Below are 14,928 nucleotides of genomic sequence, written 5' to 3'. Positions count from 1 at the left end.
GTTCCGGGTGCGGGAGTTGTTATTGGGGCTGAGCCTCGGGCTGGGCGCCGGGGTCACGCCGGGGGCGCTGCTCGGCCTGGTGATCACGGCGAGCCTGCGGGGTGGCTTCCGGGCCGGGCTCGGGCTGGCCTGCGTCCCCCTCCTCTCCGACCTGCCCGCCGTGCTGCTCTCGGTCACCGCCGTCGGCGCGCTGCCCGGGGCGTTCCTGCGCGCGCTGTCCGTCGTGGGCGGCCTCTACGTCGTCTACCTGGGGGTCTCCTCGGCCCGTGAGGCCCGTACCGCCCTCCCGCCCGAGCCCGGCGTCGTCGCGCCCTCCTCCGTCCGGGAGCTGCTGCGCGGCGTCACGGTCAACATGCTCAACCCACACCCGTGGCTCTTCTGGATCGCCGTCGGCGCTCCGATCTTCGCCACCGCCTGGGACCGCTCCCCGGCCTCCGCGCTGGCGTTCACCGGCGGCTTCTACCTGCTGCTGGTCGGTTCCAAGGCGGCGCTGGCGGCGCTGATCGGCGCGGGACGGCACCGCCTCGGGGTGCGCGGCTATCGCGTCCTGCTCGCAGGGAGCGCCCTGCTGCTGACCGTCACCGGGCTGCTGCTGCTCATCCGGGGCGTCGCCGGCTAGCCGCGCCCTGCTGTGGCGGGCGCCGTACGCGAAGTAAACGACGATCCCGGCGGCCATCCACACGACGAACCGCAGCCAGGTCTCCACCGGCAGGTTGAGCATCAGGTACAGGCAGGCCAGCACGGAAAGGATCGGCAGCACCGGGACCCACGGCGCGCGGAACCCGCGGGGCAGGTCGGGCCGCGTCCGCCGCAGGATGACCACCCCGATGGACACGACCACGAACGCGAAGAGCGTCCCGATGTTGACCAGCTGGGCGATCGCGGCCAGCGGGATCAGCGCGGCGAGCGTCGCGGTGGCCACCCCGATGATCACCGTGATCACGTACGGCGTGTGGAACCGCTGGTGGACGCGGGCGAGCCCGTGCGGCAGCAGGCTGTCGCGGCACATGGCGAACAGGACCCGGCTCTGGCCGAGCATGAGGATCATCACCACGGTGGTGAGCCCGGCGATGCCGCCGAGGCTGATCACCGTGGCCAGCCACGACTGCCCGACCGAGAGGAACGCGTCGGCGAGCGGCGCCGACTCGCTCAGCTCCGTGTACGGCTGCATGCCGACGACCACCAGGGAGACCGCGACGTACAGGAACGTGCAGATCCCCAGGGAGGCGAGGATGCCGATCGGCAGGTTGCGCTGCGGGTCGCGGGTCTCCTCGGCGGCGGTGGCGACCACGTCGAACCCGATGTAGGCGAAGAAGACCAGCGCGGCGGCGGTGAAGATGCCGGAGACGCCGAACGCGACAGGTGTCACCCCGAACAGCACCTGGATGAGCGGCGCGGCGAGCCCGCCCCTGGTCGCGATCTCCTGGGACGGGGGGATGAACGGCTGGTAGTTCTCCGCCTTGAGGAAGAACAGGCCGGCCACGATGACGAGCAGCACGACGCTGATCTTGATCGCTACCATGGCGGCGTTGAACCGGGCGGACGTCTTGATGCCCGCGATCAGGATGGCGGTGAGCAGCAGCACGATGGCCGCGGCGGGGACGTTCACCACGGCGGTGTCCCCCGCGATGGAGGGGGGCAGGTTGACGCCGACGCTCCGCAGCAGCGAGGTGAAGTAGCCCGACCAGCCGGAGGCGACCACGGCGGCGGCAAGGGTGAGTTCGAGCGTCAGGTCCCAGCCGATGATCCAGGCGGGGAACTCGCCGATCGTCGCGTACGCGAAGGTGTAGGCGGAGCCGGCGACCGGGACGGTGGCGGCGAACTCGGCATAGCAGAGGGCGGCGAGGCCGCAGGCGATCGCCGCGGCGACGAAGGAGATCGCGACGGCGGGGCCCGCGGTGGTCTTGGCCGCGACGCCGGTCAGCACGAAGATGCCGGTGCCGATGATGACACCGACCCCGAAAACGGTCAGGTCGAGGGCGTTCAGGGTGCGGACGAGCCGGTATTTTCCACCTTGAGTGTCTTGGAGCGATTGCTCGACCGACTTTGTCCGAAAAATGGCCATCCGGCTCATAAGCAGGCCCCCCAACTGGCGATGACCTGCAAGGTTCCCGGAAACGCGCGGTTCACGCGCGTTTCCGGGAGGGGGTGTCAGACCTGGCCGGCCGGGTCGTCCTCGAGTGCGGGCGAGCGCCGCGCCACCGCCTCGGTGATCTCCCGGGCGAGGTCCTGCCCGGTGAGGCCGATCTCGGCGAGGATCTTCGGCCGCTTCGCGTGGTCGAGGAAGCGCTGCGGGATGCCGTAGGTGCGCACCGGCACGTCCACGTCGGCGTCGCGCAGCATCCGGGCGACCGCGTCGCCCACGCCGCCGACCCGGCCGTTGTCCTCGACGACCACCACGAGCTTGTGCTCGGCGGCGAGCGGGACCAGCGCCTCGTCGAGCGGCTTGACCCAGCGCGGGTCCACCACGGTGGCGGAGATGCCCTGGGCGTCGAGCAGAGCCGCCGCGTCCAGGCACGTCTCGGCCATCGAGCCGACCGCCACCAGGAGCACGTCGGGCTCTCCGGAGCGCAGCACGTCCATCGCGCCGATCTTGCCGATGGGCGCGATATCGGCGGCGACCGCGCCCTTGGGGTAGCGGACCACGGACGGGCCGCCCTCGATCGCGACCGCCTCGCGGAGCAGCTCGCGCAGCCGTACGGCGTCGCGGGGCGCGGCCAGCGACAGGCCGGGGATGACCTGGAGGATCGACAGGTCCCACATGCCGTTGTGGCTGGCGCCGTCGTCGCCCGTGACGCCCGAGCGGTCCAGCGTGACCACGACGGGCAGCCGGTGCAGGGCGACGTCCATCAGGAGCTGGTCGAAGGCCCGGTTGAGGAAGGTGGCGTAGAGCGCGACCACGGGGCGCAGCCCGCCCAGCGCCAGCCCGGCGGCGGAGGTGAGGGCGTGCTGCTCGGCGATGCCGACGTCGTAGATGCGGTCGGGGTAGGCCTCGGCGAAGGGGGCGAGCCCGACCGGGTACAGCATCGCCGCGGTGATCGCGACGATGTCCGGGCGCTCGGCGCCGAGCCGGACGATCTCCTCGCTGAACACGTTCGTCCAGCTGTGCGGCTTGGGGCGCTCCTCGCCCGTGACGGGGTCGAACGCACCTGGACTGTGGAAGTTGTCCTCGTCGTGGTTCTCCGCGGGCGAGTAGCCCTGGCCCTTGCGGGTGAGGACGTGGACGATGACCGGCCCGCCGAAGCCCTTGGCCCTGCGCAGGGCGGCCTCCAGCGCCTCCAGGTCGTGGCCGTCGATCGGGCCGACGTACTTGAGGCCGAGGTCCTCGAACATCACCTGCGGCGCGATGATGTCCTTGATGCCCTTCTTCATGCCGTGCAGGGCGTCGTAGAAGGGCGCGCCCACCACCGGGACCTTGGCCAGGTTCTCCTTGACGAAGCCCAGCGCGTCCTCGTACTTCTGCGTCATCCGCAGCGACGCCAGGTGGTTGGAGAGACCGCCGATGGTCGGGGAGTACGACCGGCCGTTGTCGTTGACCACGATGATCAGCGGGAGGTCCTTGCGGCCCGCGATGTTGTTGAGCGCCTCCCACGCCATGCCGCCGGTCAGCGCGCCGTCGCCGATGACCGCGACGGCCGTGCGGCCGGTCTCGCGGCGCACCGTGAACGCCTTGGCGAGGCCGTCGGCGTAGGACAGGGCGGTGGAGGCGTGCGAGTTCTCAATCAGGTCGTGCTCGGACTCGGCCTGGCTCGGATATCCCGACAGGCCGCCCTCCTGGCGCAGCGTGCCGAAGTCGCCGGCCCGGCCGGTGAGCATCTTGTGCACGTACGCCTGATGTCCGGTGTCGAAGAGGATGGGGTCGCGCGGCGACTCGAAGACCCGATGCAGGGCGATGGTGAGCTCGACGACGCCGAGGTTGGGGCCGAGGTGGCCGCCCGTCTTGGCACAGGACGAGACCAGCAGTTCGCGGATCTCCTCGGCGAGCCGCGGCAGGTCGCCGGCGTCTATGCGCTTGACGTCCTGTGGACCCTTCACCGTGTCCAGAATCCCCACGAAACATCCTTCCCGCTCGCCGTCGAACAGGCTGAGTCTAGTTCGAGAACATCGTGACGCTTCCCTGGGTGGCACCGAAGCGTCACACTATTTCAAGCAGAATCGACATATTTCCGCTTTACCGGAACTTGACCTTTCCCCTACGCTCCTGACTCCATGCGGAAATCCTTTATCGCGCTGCTCATGGGGCTGATCGTAAGCCTTCTCCTTTCCGGCACGGCCGTCGCCTCCGGTTCTGCACGACCTGTACCCACCGGCAAGACCGCGCTGACCAAGAACCCGATCTATGCGACGGGCGAGTTCGACTTCACCGAGTGCAAGGAGCTGAACCGCCAGCCCGACGACGTCGACTCGTACAAGATCTATCTCGACCACCTGATGGACTGCCTCAACCTCTCCTGGGGCGAGGAGTTCGCGCAGGCGAAGCTGCCGTTCGGCAAGCCCAAGGTGCGATTCATCACCGGGGCCGCGCGTACGGGCTGCGGCCGGTACCCGGCGGGCTACGCGGCCGGCATGTACTGCCAGGTGGACAAGACGATGTGGATCCTCATCGACAAGCACCAGCTCAAGGACCCGTCCGAGTTCGAGCTGTTCGCGGTGATCGCGCACGAGTACGGACACTACGTCCAGGACCGAGCCGGCATCCTCCCCGCGGCGGACCGGGCGACGCGCAAGGCGAACAAGGCCACGGCCTACGCCTGGACCCGGCGCATCGAGCTGCAGGCGGCGTGCTTCTCCGGCGCCTTCATCGGCAGCGTGTGGCACTCGCTGGGCCGCGACCAGTTCGACTGGGACGACCTGCTGGAGCGCACGCTCGGCGACCCGCTGCACGGCAAGGCCAAGAACATCCGCTACTGGCTCAAGCGCGGCTGGAACGGCAACGCGCCGGCCGTGTGCAACACCTTCTCCGCGCCCGCGTCGAAGGTCGCCTGATCTGGGGCGACGTACGGCCGACCGCCCTGGCCGGCCGTACCGGTCGTGTCACAAAACGTCGAACAAATCGTGATGATGGTCATGTAGTGTCAGTCTGGTGCAATAAGCTCACGTGACCATGCGAATCCCCCTCATCGCAGTGGTCCCAGGACTGCTCGCCGGCTTCATCGTCGCCGGCGCGGCACCCGCCTCGGCCACGACCGATACGGCCACGAGCGCGACATCGACGCCCACGGCCTTGACCAAGAACAAGCTCTATCGCTCCGGCATGGCCAGGGAGGTGGCCTGCTCCCCCACGGAACCGCGCAAGGGCAGCGTCGCCTCGATCAAGCTCTACCTGCAGTACGTCGCGAAGTGCAACGACATCCTGTGGACCCGGCAGTTCAAGGCCGTCGGCCTGCAATTCAGCCGGCCCCGCATCGTGATCATGACTACCGGCACGAAGTCGCCGTGCGGCACACTCACGAGCTGGTCCTGGGCGCACTACTGCCCTGACTCCCGGACGATCTACGTCCGCCTGCTCAAGTCGCAGGTCAAGGACCCGTTCCCGCTCATCCTGGCCAAGACCATAGCGCACGAGTACGCGCACCACGTGCAGCAGCGCAGCGGGATCATCCCCACCTACTGGAGCACCTACAGCCGGACGCGGAACGCCACCGCCCGAAGCCAGATGAGCCACCGCCTGGAACAGCAGGCGGAGTGCTTCGCCGGGGTCTTCCTTCGCGCCACCGAGGAGTACCTGCCCGTGGACCGGCGCGAGTACGACTACGTGGTGGACTGGGCCTCCAAGCACGCCACGGACAAAATTCACGGCTCGGGCCGCAACCAGGCCTGGTGGCTGGAGCGCGGCTTCAACTCCGCCTCGCCCGGCTCCTGCAACACCTGGGTGGCGCCGAACGCGCGGGTGACCTGACACCGCGGCCTCAAGCGAGGCGCGACAACACCTCCAGGGGGTCGGCGAGCACCTGGGCGAAAGCCAGCTCGGCGGCCCCCACTACTGTGGCGTCGTCGCCCAGCGCCGAGATGCGCAGCCGCAGGTCCTCGCGCGACGCGACCAGCGTCGAGGTGTTGATCCGGCTCCTGACCTGAGCGGCCGCGCCGAGGTAGAGCTCCCTCAGCACGCCCCCGAAGATGACCATCTCCGGGTTGAAGATGTTGACCAGGTTGGCCACGCCGAGGCCGAGCCAGTCGCCGACCCGGTGCAGCGCGTTCTGCGCCCGTACGTCGCCCCGGCCGGCCGCGTCGACGACCGCGCGCACGACCTCCCTACCGGTGACCTCGGTGCTGTGGCCGGCCAGCTCCATGAGCGCGCCTTCCCCGACCTCGGCCTCCAGGCAGCCGCGGGAGCCGCAGGCGCAGGGGCGTCCGCCCGGGTTGACGACCATGTGGCCGACCTCGCCGCCGTAGCCGGCCAGGCCCCCGAGGAGCTGGCCGTTCACCATGATGCCGCCGCCGATGCCCACGTCGCCGTGCAGATAGATCAGGTCCCGGCAGCCGAGACCGACACCGCGCGACTGCTCGGCGATCGCGCCCACGTTGCCGTCGTTGCCGACGGTGACCGGCAGGCCCAGCGCCAGCCTCTTCGACAGTTCCTCGCCGAACGGCGCGTCCTTGAACCCGATGTTGGGACCGAACCTGACGACGCCGTCCGTCCGGCCGACCGAGCCGCAGACCGCCGCCGCGGCGCCGACGCAGACCGTGTCCGGGCGGGTCTTGCGGTGCATCTGCCGCGCGAAACCCGCCAGCGCGGCGGCGACCTCCGGCATCTCGAAGCCTTCGCGCGGCCGCACCGTCTCGCGGCGGTCGAGGATCACCCCGCCGAGGCCGACCCGGGCGGCGACCAGCCGGTCGACGCCCACGTCGAAGGCGAGCACGTAGACCCGGGCGGACTCGGGCCGCACGACCAGTGAGGGCCGCCCGGCCCGCCCGGTCTCCCGCGGCAGCTCCTCGCGCACCAGCCCCGCCGTCGTCAGGTCGGCGGTGAGCGCCATGATGGTGCTGCGGTTCAATCCCATGCGGCCCGCCAGCTCGGCCCGGGACGTCGGCCCGCTCAGGTGCACGTGGCGGAGCAGGGTGCCCAGGTTGTGCCTGCGGATCTCCTCCTGTGAGGGACCTGCGCGCATCATCCGTCCGGGCTTCGTCGGGGATTCATGGTTCGGGGACCACCTTAGCGGGGTCATCTCCTGCCGGTGGCCGCCGCCCTCTTACGGGACAGGGCGTCCACACCCGCGGCGAGCAGCAGCACACAGCCGGTGACCGCGTACTTGACGCCCGAGGTGTAGCCCATCAGGCCCATGCCGTTCTCGATCATCGCCACCACGGCGCCGCCCAGGAGGGCGTCCAGCGCCCGGCCTTTGCCGCCGAAGAGGCTGGTGCCGCCGATCACCGCGGCGCCCACGGCGAACAGCAGCACGTTGCTGCCGCCCGTGTTCGGGTCGACCGAGTTGGCCCGGGAGGCCGCGATGACGCCGCCGACCGACGCCATGAACGAGCAGATGACGAACGCCGAGATGCGGATGCGGTCCACGTTGATACCGGCGCGGCGCGCCGCCTCCGCGTTGCCGCCCACCGCGTAGATGTGCCTTCCGTACGCGGTGCGCTGCAGCACGAACGTCAGCACGACGAGCAGGACGACGATCACCGGTACCACGATGGGCACGCCCTTGAGCGAGACGATGGCCGCGTTGCGGCTGCGCTCCAGGTTGAGCAGGAAGACGGCGACGCCCGAGATCACCGCGAGCGTGCCCACCCGGAAGGCGATCAGCGACGTCGGGACGGCGGACAGTCCCCGCGCCGTCCGCCTGCGGGCCTGCATGACCTGGAGCGCGGCGTAGGCCAGCACGCCGGCCGCCACGCACACCCACCCGAGCACGGGCGGCATGTTCCTGTTGGCGATCGCCAGGATCGTCTGGTCCCGGATCGAGATGTTGGTGCCCTCCTTGAGCAGCAGCAGGACGACGCCCTGGAAGGCCAGGAACGCGGCCAGCGTGACCACGAAGGAGGGGATGCCGAGCTTGGCGACCAGCGTGCCGATCACCAGGCCGATGGCGGCGCCGGTCGCCATCGCGGCGAGCACGGCCGCGTACCAGGGCCAGCCCTCGTTGGTGAGCAGCACCCCGAGGACCGCCGCACAGACGCCGCTGGCGAAGCCCGCCGACAGGTCGATCTCGCCGAGCAGCAGCACGAAGATCAGGCCCATCGCGATGACCGCGACCGCCGCGCCCTGGGTGAACAGGTTGGCGAAGTTGATGGGCGACAGGAACGCCGGGCGCAGGACGGAGAAGACCGCGCAGAGCACGACCAGCCCGGTCACCGCCGGCAGCGCGCCAAGCTCCCCGCCCCGGACGCGCTCCACATAGTCGCGGACGTGCGGGGCGATGGCCGGAGCGCCGGCGGCGCCCTTCTCCGGAACCATGGTGGTCGTCATGACGTAGCTCCGTTGCCGTTCTGCAGGCCGAGCTCGCCGCTGCGTCCGGCCGTGATGAGCTCCACGACCTGGGAGTGCGTGACCTCGGAGGTCTTCACCTGGGCGGCCATCCGGCCGAGGTAGAGCGCCGCGACCCGGTCGGACACGGCGAACACGTCGTTCATGTTGTGCGAGATGAGCACCACGGCGAGCCCACGGTCTGCGAGACGGCGCACCAGGTCGAGGACCTGCGCCGTCTGGGCGACGCCGAGGGCGGCGGTCGGCTCGTCGAGGATGACGACCTTGCTGTTCCACAGGACGGCCTTGGCGATCGCGACGGTCTGCCGCTGACCTCCCGAAAGGCTGGAGACCCGCTGGCGGAGCGACGTCACCGTACGGACCGCGAGGCCGTCCAGGGTCCTGGCCGCCAGCTCCTCCATCGTGGCCTCGTCCAGGATCAGGCCGCTCCTGCGTTCCCGTCCGAGGAACATGTTCTGCACGATGTCGAGGTTGTCGCACAGCGCGAGGTCCTGGTAGACGATCTCGACGCCCAGGGCGGCCGCGTCCCTGGGCCCGCCGACCTGGACCTTCTCGCCCTCGAAGTAGTACTCGCCGGAGTCGATCGGATAGATGCCGCCGATGCATTTCACCAGCGTGGACTTGCCCGCCCCGTTGTCGCCGACGAGCGCGGTCACCTCGCCGGGATACACCGAGAAGGCGACGTCGTGAAGGACCTGCACGGGACCGAAGCTCTTGTGGATCCCGCGCAGGTCCAGGACAGGTGCCTGGGACACGATGGACTACTCCGTTGTTCGGGGGCCGGCACCGCTCGCGGGCCGGGCGCGGGACGCGCCGCGCGGCGCGTCCGGCGCCCGGCCGACGGAGCGCGAGCCGTACGCGGCCGGGACGGGGGTTAGCTGATTCCGGCCTCGGCGCACTTGTCGGCGAAGTCGCCGGTGCACAGCTCGTCCTTGCTGACGTATCCGTCGGCCACGACGTCCTTGACGCTGTCGACGTAGATGGCCTTCGGGGCGAGCAGGACCGCGGCGACGTCCTTGCCGGTCTCGGTGTCCTTGACACTGCCGTTCGCGGCCGGCTTCTGGCCCTGGGCGAGGGCGATCGCGAGCCCCGCGGTGGCGTCCGCCTCCTGCTTGACGGCCTTGTAGACCGTCATGCACTGGTCGCCGGCGAGGATGTTCTGCAGGCCCTGAACGGTGGCGTCCTGGCCGGTGACCGGCACCTTGCCGTTGAGCTTGTTCTTCTTCAGCACGGAGATGGCCGCGTTGCCGAGGCCGTCGTTGGCCGCGAGGACACCGGCGATCTTGGGCGTGCTGGTCAGCATCTGCTCGAAGATCGTGCCGGCCTGGGTGTTGTCCCAGTCGGGCACCGACTGGTCGGGGCCCTTGACGTACTCGCCGGCGTCGTACTTGGGCTTGAGAACGCCGTCGTAGCCCTCCTTGAACAGGGTGGCGTTGTTGTCGGTGGGTGAGCCGTTCAGCTCGGCGACGATCGGCTTGTCGGCCTTCTTGTCGGTGAGGCACTTGGCCAGGCCCTCGCCCTGGAGCTTGCCGACGGCGGTGTTGTCGAAGCTCACGTAGTAGTCGGCGTCGCCTCCCAGCGTGAGGCGGTCGTAGTCGATGGTGGCCACACCCTGCGACTTCGCCTTGTCGAGGACGGCCTTGCCGGTGCCGCTGTCCAGGTTGACGATCGCCAGGACGGTCACACCCCCGGTGATCATCTGCTCGGCGATGGTCTGGAACGAGTTCTTGTCCCCCTGCGCGTTCTGGATGTCGTAGGCGACACCCGCAGCCTTGAACGCCTCTTCGAGGTACTTGCGGTCGGCGGTCTCCCACCGGGCCGAGGACTTGCTGTCGGGAAGGATGACACCGATCTTGCCGCTCGGGGCCGCCGCCGCGGAGGGCGTGTCACCGGCCTGCGCCGTGGTGGTGGTGTCACCGCTCTCGCCCCCGCAGGCGGTGAGACCGAGGGAAAGCGCCGCGCTCGCGGCGGCGATGCTGAGGATCCCTTTGCGCATACTGCCTGGGTCCTTTCTCTGACACTGGGGGTCTGGACGTTGGCCGAGCTCTGCGCCGAGCCGGTACGGCACCGCCGGGTCACGGCGGTCACCACACCGGTGAATGTTGTCTGGCACAACGTAATCCAGGGCCGATGCTGTTGAAAGACACAGGAATGTAACGTTTGTTGTCCGCAGTAACAATCAAGAAATGTGTCGTCAACCGGCCTGGCCGGCCAGGCTCTGCACGATGAGGGCCCCGGCCGACACCGCCGCCACGGCGAGGACGGCGGCGCGGGTCCGCCCGCCGTCGAGGTAGCGCCGCAGCGGTCGCGAGACGAGGAACCCCACGATCAGGAACGGGATCAGCGAGAGCCCGGCGACGACGGCCCGGTCGGGCAGCTTGCCGACCACGCGCAGGACGACCAGGGACTGCGCGGCGCTCAGGAAGAAGAACATGGCGAGGGTCGCCCGGATCTGCGGCCCCTTGGCGCTCTGGTAGACCAGGGCCATCGGCGGGCCGCCGATGCCGGTGGCGGTGCCGGTGACCCCCGAGCAGAAGCCCGCGCCGACCAGGGTCGCCGCGTTGCGCGGCACGCTGACCGACCGCGCGCTGAGCCCGATCGCGACCACGACCATCACCCCGACGAGCACGCCCAGGGTTCCGGTGCTGACGTGGACGACCACCAGCGCTCCCACGAACGTGCCGGGCAGGCGGCCGAGCACGCCGAACCCGAGCCCGCGCCAGTCCACCCTGCGCCACTCGGCGGCCAGCGTGAACAGCGGCAGCGTGACGTTGACCACCTGGACGGCCCCGGGCATGACCGACGGGTCGAGCAGCGTCAGCAGCGGCGCGGCGACCAGCCCCAGACCGAAACCCACGCCGCCCTGGACGATCGCCCCGACGCAGACCGCCAGGCCCGCGACGAGCAGGAAATGAACATCGTGATCCATGCCAGCCGAGGCTAACCACCGTCCGAAACCCGGCTCCGCCCGGCACACCCCGCCGTCATAGGTCACATACCCGGACAATCACCGACAGTAATCGAATCCCCTTGCGAGAGTAATCGCACAGTCACTAAAACAGCGTATGAACACCGAACCCAAGACGACGATCCAGGTCAGCTTCGCCACGCGGGACAAGATCGCAAAACTCGCCGAACAGGATGGGAAGTCCATGACGGCAGTGGTCGACGACGCCATCAGAGAACGGGAGAGGACCCTCCGCTGGCAGCGGGTCGCGGAGCAGATGGAGCGAACCCGACGGGAAGACCCCGAAGGCTGGGCCGAGTATCTCGCCGAGCAAGACCTCTGGCTCGGTGGCCCTTCTCCGACCGAGCGCCTAGCCCCCGAGTGGGAGGGCGTGATCGCACCCCCGGAGGATGGCCGTGCGGATCAGGCAGAGTGACATCTGGTGGGCTGACCGCGGTGAGCCCGTGGGCCGCAACCAGGGATACGTGTCGGAGATCGCCGAGTGGGTTCGCGAGATGCTCTAGAAAACACCGGAGCCGTCCGGGGAGGGAGGGTGTCCCTGCCCGGACGGCTCCGCGGCCTGTTCGAGGTTCACGGCCTCGGTGCGTGCCCGGTGAAGATGGCCTGGGGACACGCCCCGGCCGCCGGGAAGGCGGCCGGGTTCCGCGTCCGGCCGCTCAGCTCTTGGCGAGCAGCGAACGCAGGACGTACTGCATGATCCCGCCGTGGCGGTAGTAGTCCGCCTCGCCCGGGGTGTCGATCCGCACGACCGCCTGGAACTCGACGTCCCCGGCGCGCACGGTCACGGTGGCGGGCGTGTCGCCCGTGTTCAGCTCCTCGACCCCGACGATGTCGAAGGTCTCCTCGCCGGTCAGGCCCAGGGAGGCCGCGCTCTGCCCCTCCGGGAACTGCAGCGGCAGCACGCCCATGCCGATGAGGTTGGAGCGGTGGATGCGCTCGTACGACTCGGCGATGACGGCGCGGACGCCGAGCAGCGCGGTGCCCTTGGCGGCCCAGTCACGGGACGAGCCGGAGCCGTACTCCTTGCCGGCCAGGACCACCAGCGGGATGCCCGCGGCCTGGTAGTTCTGCGAGGCGTCGTAGATGAACGACTGCTCGCCGCCCTTGGTGAAGTCGCGGGTGTAGCCGCCCTCCACACCCTTGAGCAGCAGGTTCTTCAGCCGGATGTTGGCGAAGGTGCCGCGGATCATCACCTCGTGGTTGCCCCGGCGGGAGCCGTACGAGTTGAAGTCCTTGACCGCGACGCCGTTCTCCCGCAGGTACTGCCCGGCGGGCGAGTCGGCCTTGATCGAGCCGGCCGGCGAGATGTGGTCCGTGGTGACCGAGTCGCCGAGCAGGGCGAGCACGCGGGCGCCGTGGACGTCCGTCACCGGCTCGGGCGAGGCGGGCATGCCGTCGAAGTACGGCGCCTTGCGCACGTACGTCGACGCCGGGTCCCACTCGAAGGTGTTGCCGGTCGGGATCGGCAGGGACTGCCAGTTCTCGTCGCCCTTGAACACGTCGGCGTAGTCCTGCAGGAACATCTCCTGGCCGATCGACTCGGCCACGACGGCGGAGACCTCCTCCGGCGAGGGCCAGATGTCCTTGAGGAACACCGGCTGTCCGTCGGCGCCGACGCCGAGCGGCTCGTTGTTGAGGTCGATGTCCATCGTGCCGGCCAGCGCGTAGGCGACCACGAGCGGCGGGGACGCCAGGTAGTTCATCTTGACGTCCGGGTTGATCCGGCCCTCGAAGTTGCGGTTGCCGGACAGCACCGCGGTCACCGCGAGGTCGGAGCTCTGCACGGCGGCCGAGATCTCCTCCGGCAGCGGGCCGGAGTTGCCGATGCAGGTGGTGCAGCCGTAGCCGACGAGGTTGAAGCCGAGCTTGTCGAGGTACGGCTGGAGGCCGGAACGCTCGAAGTAGCCGGTGACGACCTGGGAGCCGGGCGCGAGCGACGTCTTCACCCACGGCTTGCGGGACAGGCCCTTGTCCACCGCGTTCTTGGCGAGCAGGGCCGCGCCGAGCATGACGTACGGGTTCGAGGTGTTCGTGCAGGAGGTGATCGCGGCGATCACGACGGCGCCGTGGTCGACCTCGAACGAGGTGCCGTCGGCCAGCGTGACCGGGGTCGGCCGGTTCGGACGGCCGCCGTTGAGCCGGGCGGCGTGCGGGACGTCGCCCGCGCCGCCGTGCGAGATCGCCGGGGAGTCCGACGCCGGGAACGACTCGGCGGACGCCTCGTCGGTCGGGCCCTGGATGCTGTCGCCCGGGACGTAGTCGCGGACGGCGGCCCGCCAGGCCTCCTTGGCCGAGGACAGCGCGATGCGGTCCTGCGGACGCTTCGGACCGGCGATCGACGGGACGACGGTGGACAGGTCCAGCTCGATGTACTCGGAGAAGACCGGCTCCGGAGCGGACGGGTCCAGCCAGAGGCCCTGCTCCTTGGCGTACGCCTCGACGAGGGCGATCTGCTCGGCCGAGCGGCCGGTGAGCGTGAGGTAGTTGATCGTCTCGCCGTCGATCGGGAAGATCGCACAGGTGGAGCCGAACTCGGGGCTCATGTTGCCGATGGTGGCGCGGTTGGCGAGCGGCACGCTGGAGACGCCCTCGCCGTAGAACTCGACGAACTTGCCGACGACGCCGTGCTTGCGCAGCATCTCGGTGATCGTGAGGACGAGGTCGGTGGCGGTGGCGCCGGCCGGGAGCTTGCCGGTCAGCTTGAAGCCGACGACACGCGGGATCAGCATCGAGATCGGCTGGCCGAGCATGGCGGCCTCGGCCTCGATGCCGCCGACGCCCCAGCCCAGGACGCCGATGCCGTTCTCCATCGTGGTGTGCGAGTCGGTGCCGACGCAGGTGTCGGGGTAGGCCTTGCCGTCCCTGACCATGACGACGCGGGCGAGATGCTCGATGTTCACCTGGTGGACGATGCCGGTGCCCGGCGGGACCACCTTGAACTCGTCGAACGCGGTCTGGCCCCAGCGCAGGAACTGGTAGCGCTCGTGGTTGCGCTCATACTCCCGCTGGACGTTGCGGGCGAAGGAGTCCGGGCCACCGAAGTAGTCGACGATGACGGAGTGGTCGATGACCATCTCGGCGGGGGCCAGCGGGTTGATCCGCGCCGGGTCGCCGCCGAGGTCGCGTACGGCCTCGCGCATGGTGGCGAGGTCGACGACGCAGGGCACGCCGGTGAAGTCCTGCATGATCACGCGGGCCGGGGTGAACTGGATCTCGACGCTCGGCGTGGCGTTCGGGTCCCAGTTCGCCAGGGCGCGGATGTGGTCGGCGGTGATGTTCGCGCCGTCCTCGGTGCGGAGCAGGTTCTCCAGCAGAGTCTTCAGGCTGTACGGGAGGCGCGCCGACCCCTCGACGGCATCCAGCCGGTAGATCTCGTAGGACGCGTCACCGACGCGCAACGTGTCGCGGCTGCCGAAGCTGTTTTCGGACACGACGTTTCGCCTCCCCAGGTTCCGGGCTGTCAAAGTTCGCTTTCGCATCCTCCCGCACCCTCGGATCGCATCCGACAGTTAGGTTCACCTAACCGGCT

At 69.6% G+C, this 14,928-nt stretch carries 11 protein-coding genes and 1 pseudogene; 4 read left to right on the top strand and 8 right to left on the bottom strand.

The window, feature by feature from the left end:
* Nucleotides 1-7 precede the first annotated feature (7 nt).
* Nucleotides 8-619 (top strand): LysE family translocator, encoded by a 612-nt coding sequence (locus ACQP1V_RS12470; RefSeq protein WP_433425814.1) that lies wholly within the window; start codon nucleotides 8-10, stop codon nucleotides 617-619.
* A gap of 21 nt (nucleotides 620-640) precedes the next feature.
* Here ACQP1V_RS12470 and ACQP1V_RS12465 read toward each other — a convergent pair.
* Together ACQP1V_RS12465 and dxs are read right to left on the bottom strand one after the other, a co-directional pair.
* Nucleotides 641-2,065, bottom strand: a pseudogene (locus ACQP1V_RS12465) (amino acid permease); the annotation flags it as partial.
* Nucleotides 2,066-2,151: 86 nt separating this feature from the next.
* Entirely contained in the window at nucleotides 2,152-4,053 is a 1,902-nt protein-coding gene (gene dxs, locus ACQP1V_RS12460; protein WP_387414845.1) for a 1-deoxy-D-xylulose-5-phosphate synthase, read from the bottom strand.
* 156 nt (nucleotides 4,054-4,209) lie between these two features.
* On the opposite strand from dxs, the gene ACQP1V_RS12455 reads away from it, so the two are divergent.
* Nucleotides 4,210-4,986, top strand: a complete 777-nt coding sequence (locus tag ACQP1V_RS12455) for a neutral zinc metallopeptidase (protein ID WP_433422210.1) — start codon at nucleotides 4,210-4,212, stop codon at nucleotides 4,984-4,986.
* Between the two features lie 118 nt (nucleotides 4,987-5,104).
* The gene (locus ACQP1V_RS12450) at nucleotides 5,105-5,899 is read left to right on the top strand and encodes a neutral zinc metallopeptidase (protein WP_433422208.1); all 795 of its coding nucleotides are present in this window, start codon (nucleotides 5,105-5,107) and stop codon (nucleotides 5,897-5,899) included.
* Nucleotides 5,900-5,909: 10 nt separating this feature from the next.
* On the opposite strand, the gene ACQP1V_RS12445 is transcribed toward ACQP1V_RS12450, so the two are convergent.
* The 5 genes from ACQP1V_RS12445 to ACQP1V_RS12425 form a co-directional block, all read right to left on the bottom strand.
* On the bottom strand, nucleotides 5,910-7,109 hold the full coding sequence (locus ACQP1V_RS12445) for an ROK family protein (protein WP_433425812.1): 1,200 nt from the start codon (nucleotides 7,107-7,109) through the stop codon (nucleotides 5,910-5,912).
* A 53-nt stretch (nucleotides 7,110-7,162) separates the two neighbouring features.
* Nucleotides 7,163-8,413 carry a sugar ABC transporter permease gene (locus ACQP1V_RS12440; RefSeq protein ID WP_433422206.1) on the bottom strand — a complete coding sequence of 417 codons (1,251 nt, stop codon included), beginning with the start codon at nucleotides 8,411-8,413 and terminating at the stop codon, nucleotides 7,163-7,165.
* A complete protein-coding gene (locus ACQP1V_RS12435; RefSeq protein ID WP_387414853.1) occupies nucleotides 8,410-9,186 on the bottom strand; it encodes an ATP-binding cassette domain-containing protein in 777 nt (258 codons plus the stop codon). Before ACQP1V_RS12435 ends, ACQP1V_RS12440 begins: the two co-directional genes overlap by 4 nt.
* Before the next feature lie 119 nt (nucleotides 9,187-9,305).
* On the bottom strand, nucleotides 9,306-10,427 hold the full coding sequence (locus ACQP1V_RS12430) for a sugar ABC transporter substrate-binding protein (RefSeq protein ID WP_433422203.1): 1,122 nt from the start codon (nucleotides 10,425-10,427) through the stop codon (nucleotides 9,306-9,308).
* Between the two features lie 198 nt (nucleotides 10,428-10,625).
* A complete protein-coding gene (locus ACQP1V_RS12425; protein WP_387414856.1) occupies nucleotides 10,626-11,360 on the bottom strand; it encodes a sulfite exporter TauE/SafE family protein in 735 nt (244 codons plus the stop codon).
* A gap of 136 nt (nucleotides 11,361-11,496) precedes the next feature.
* On the opposite strand from ACQP1V_RS12425, the gene ACQP1V_RS12420 reads away from it, so the two are divergent.
* A complete protein-coding gene (locus ACQP1V_RS12420; RefSeq protein ID WP_433422200.1) occupies nucleotides 11,497-11,814 on the top strand; it encodes a hypothetical protein in 318 nt (105 codons plus the stop codon).
* Between the two features lie 241 nt (nucleotides 11,815-12,055).
* Here ACQP1V_RS12420 and ACQP1V_RS12415 read toward each other — a convergent pair whose 3' ends face one another.
* On the bottom strand, nucleotides 12,056-14,878 hold the full coding sequence (locus ACQP1V_RS12415) for an aconitate hydratase (protein WP_433422197.1): 2,823 nt from the start codon (nucleotides 14,876-14,878) through the stop codon (nucleotides 12,056-12,058).
* Between the last annotated feature and the right edge of the window lie 50 nt (nucleotides 14,879-14,928).

This window comes from Microtetraspora malaysiensis, from assembly GCF_050947145.1.
In the GTDB taxonomy this organism is placed as follows: Bacteria; Actinomycetota; Actinomycetes; order Streptosporangiales; family Streptosporangiaceae; genus Microtetraspora_A; species Microtetraspora_A malaysiensis.
The sequence above is the reverse complement of the archived record's forward strand: the minus strand, read 5'-3'. Positions and strand labels throughout refer to the sequence as shown.

What these genes read in the sequence shown, in the direction of transcription:
- ACQP1V_RS12440 (WP_433422206.1), bottom strand. Translation starts at nt 8,413, where the DNA reads ATGACGACCACCATGGTTCCGGAGAAGGGCGCCGCCGGCGCTCCGGCC.
- ACQP1V_RS12420 (WP_433422200.1), top strand. Translation starts at nt 11,497, where the DNA reads ATGAACACCGAACCCAAGACGACGATCCAGGTCAGCTTCGCCACGCGG.
- ACQP1V_RS12430 (WP_433422203.1), bottom strand. Translation starts at nt 10,427, where the DNA reads ATGCGCAAAGGGATCCTCAGCATCGCCGCCGCGAGCGCGGCGCTTTCC.
- ACQP1V_RS12445 (WP_433425812.1), bottom strand. Translation starts at nt 7,109, where the DNA reads ATGCGCGCAGGTCCCTCACAGGAGGAGATCCGCAGGCACAACCTGGGC.
- ACQP1V_RS12415 (WP_433422197.1), bottom strand. Translation starts at nt 14,878, where the DNA reads ATGCGAAAGCGAACTTTGACAGCCCGGAACCTGGGGAGGCGAAACGTC.
- ACQP1V_RS12450 (WP_433422208.1), top strand. Translation starts at nt 5,105, where the DNA reads ATGCGAATCCCCCTCATCGCAGTGGTCCCAGGACTGCTCGCCGGCTTC.
- ACQP1V_RS12455 (WP_433422210.1), top strand. Translation starts at nt 4,210, where the DNA reads ATGCGGAAATCCTTTATCGCGCTGCTCATGGGGCTGATCGTAAGCCTT.
- ACQP1V_RS12425 (WP_387414856.1), bottom strand. Translation starts at nt 11,360, where the DNA reads ATGGATCACGATGTTCATTTCCTGCTCGTCGCGGGCCTGGCGGTCTGC.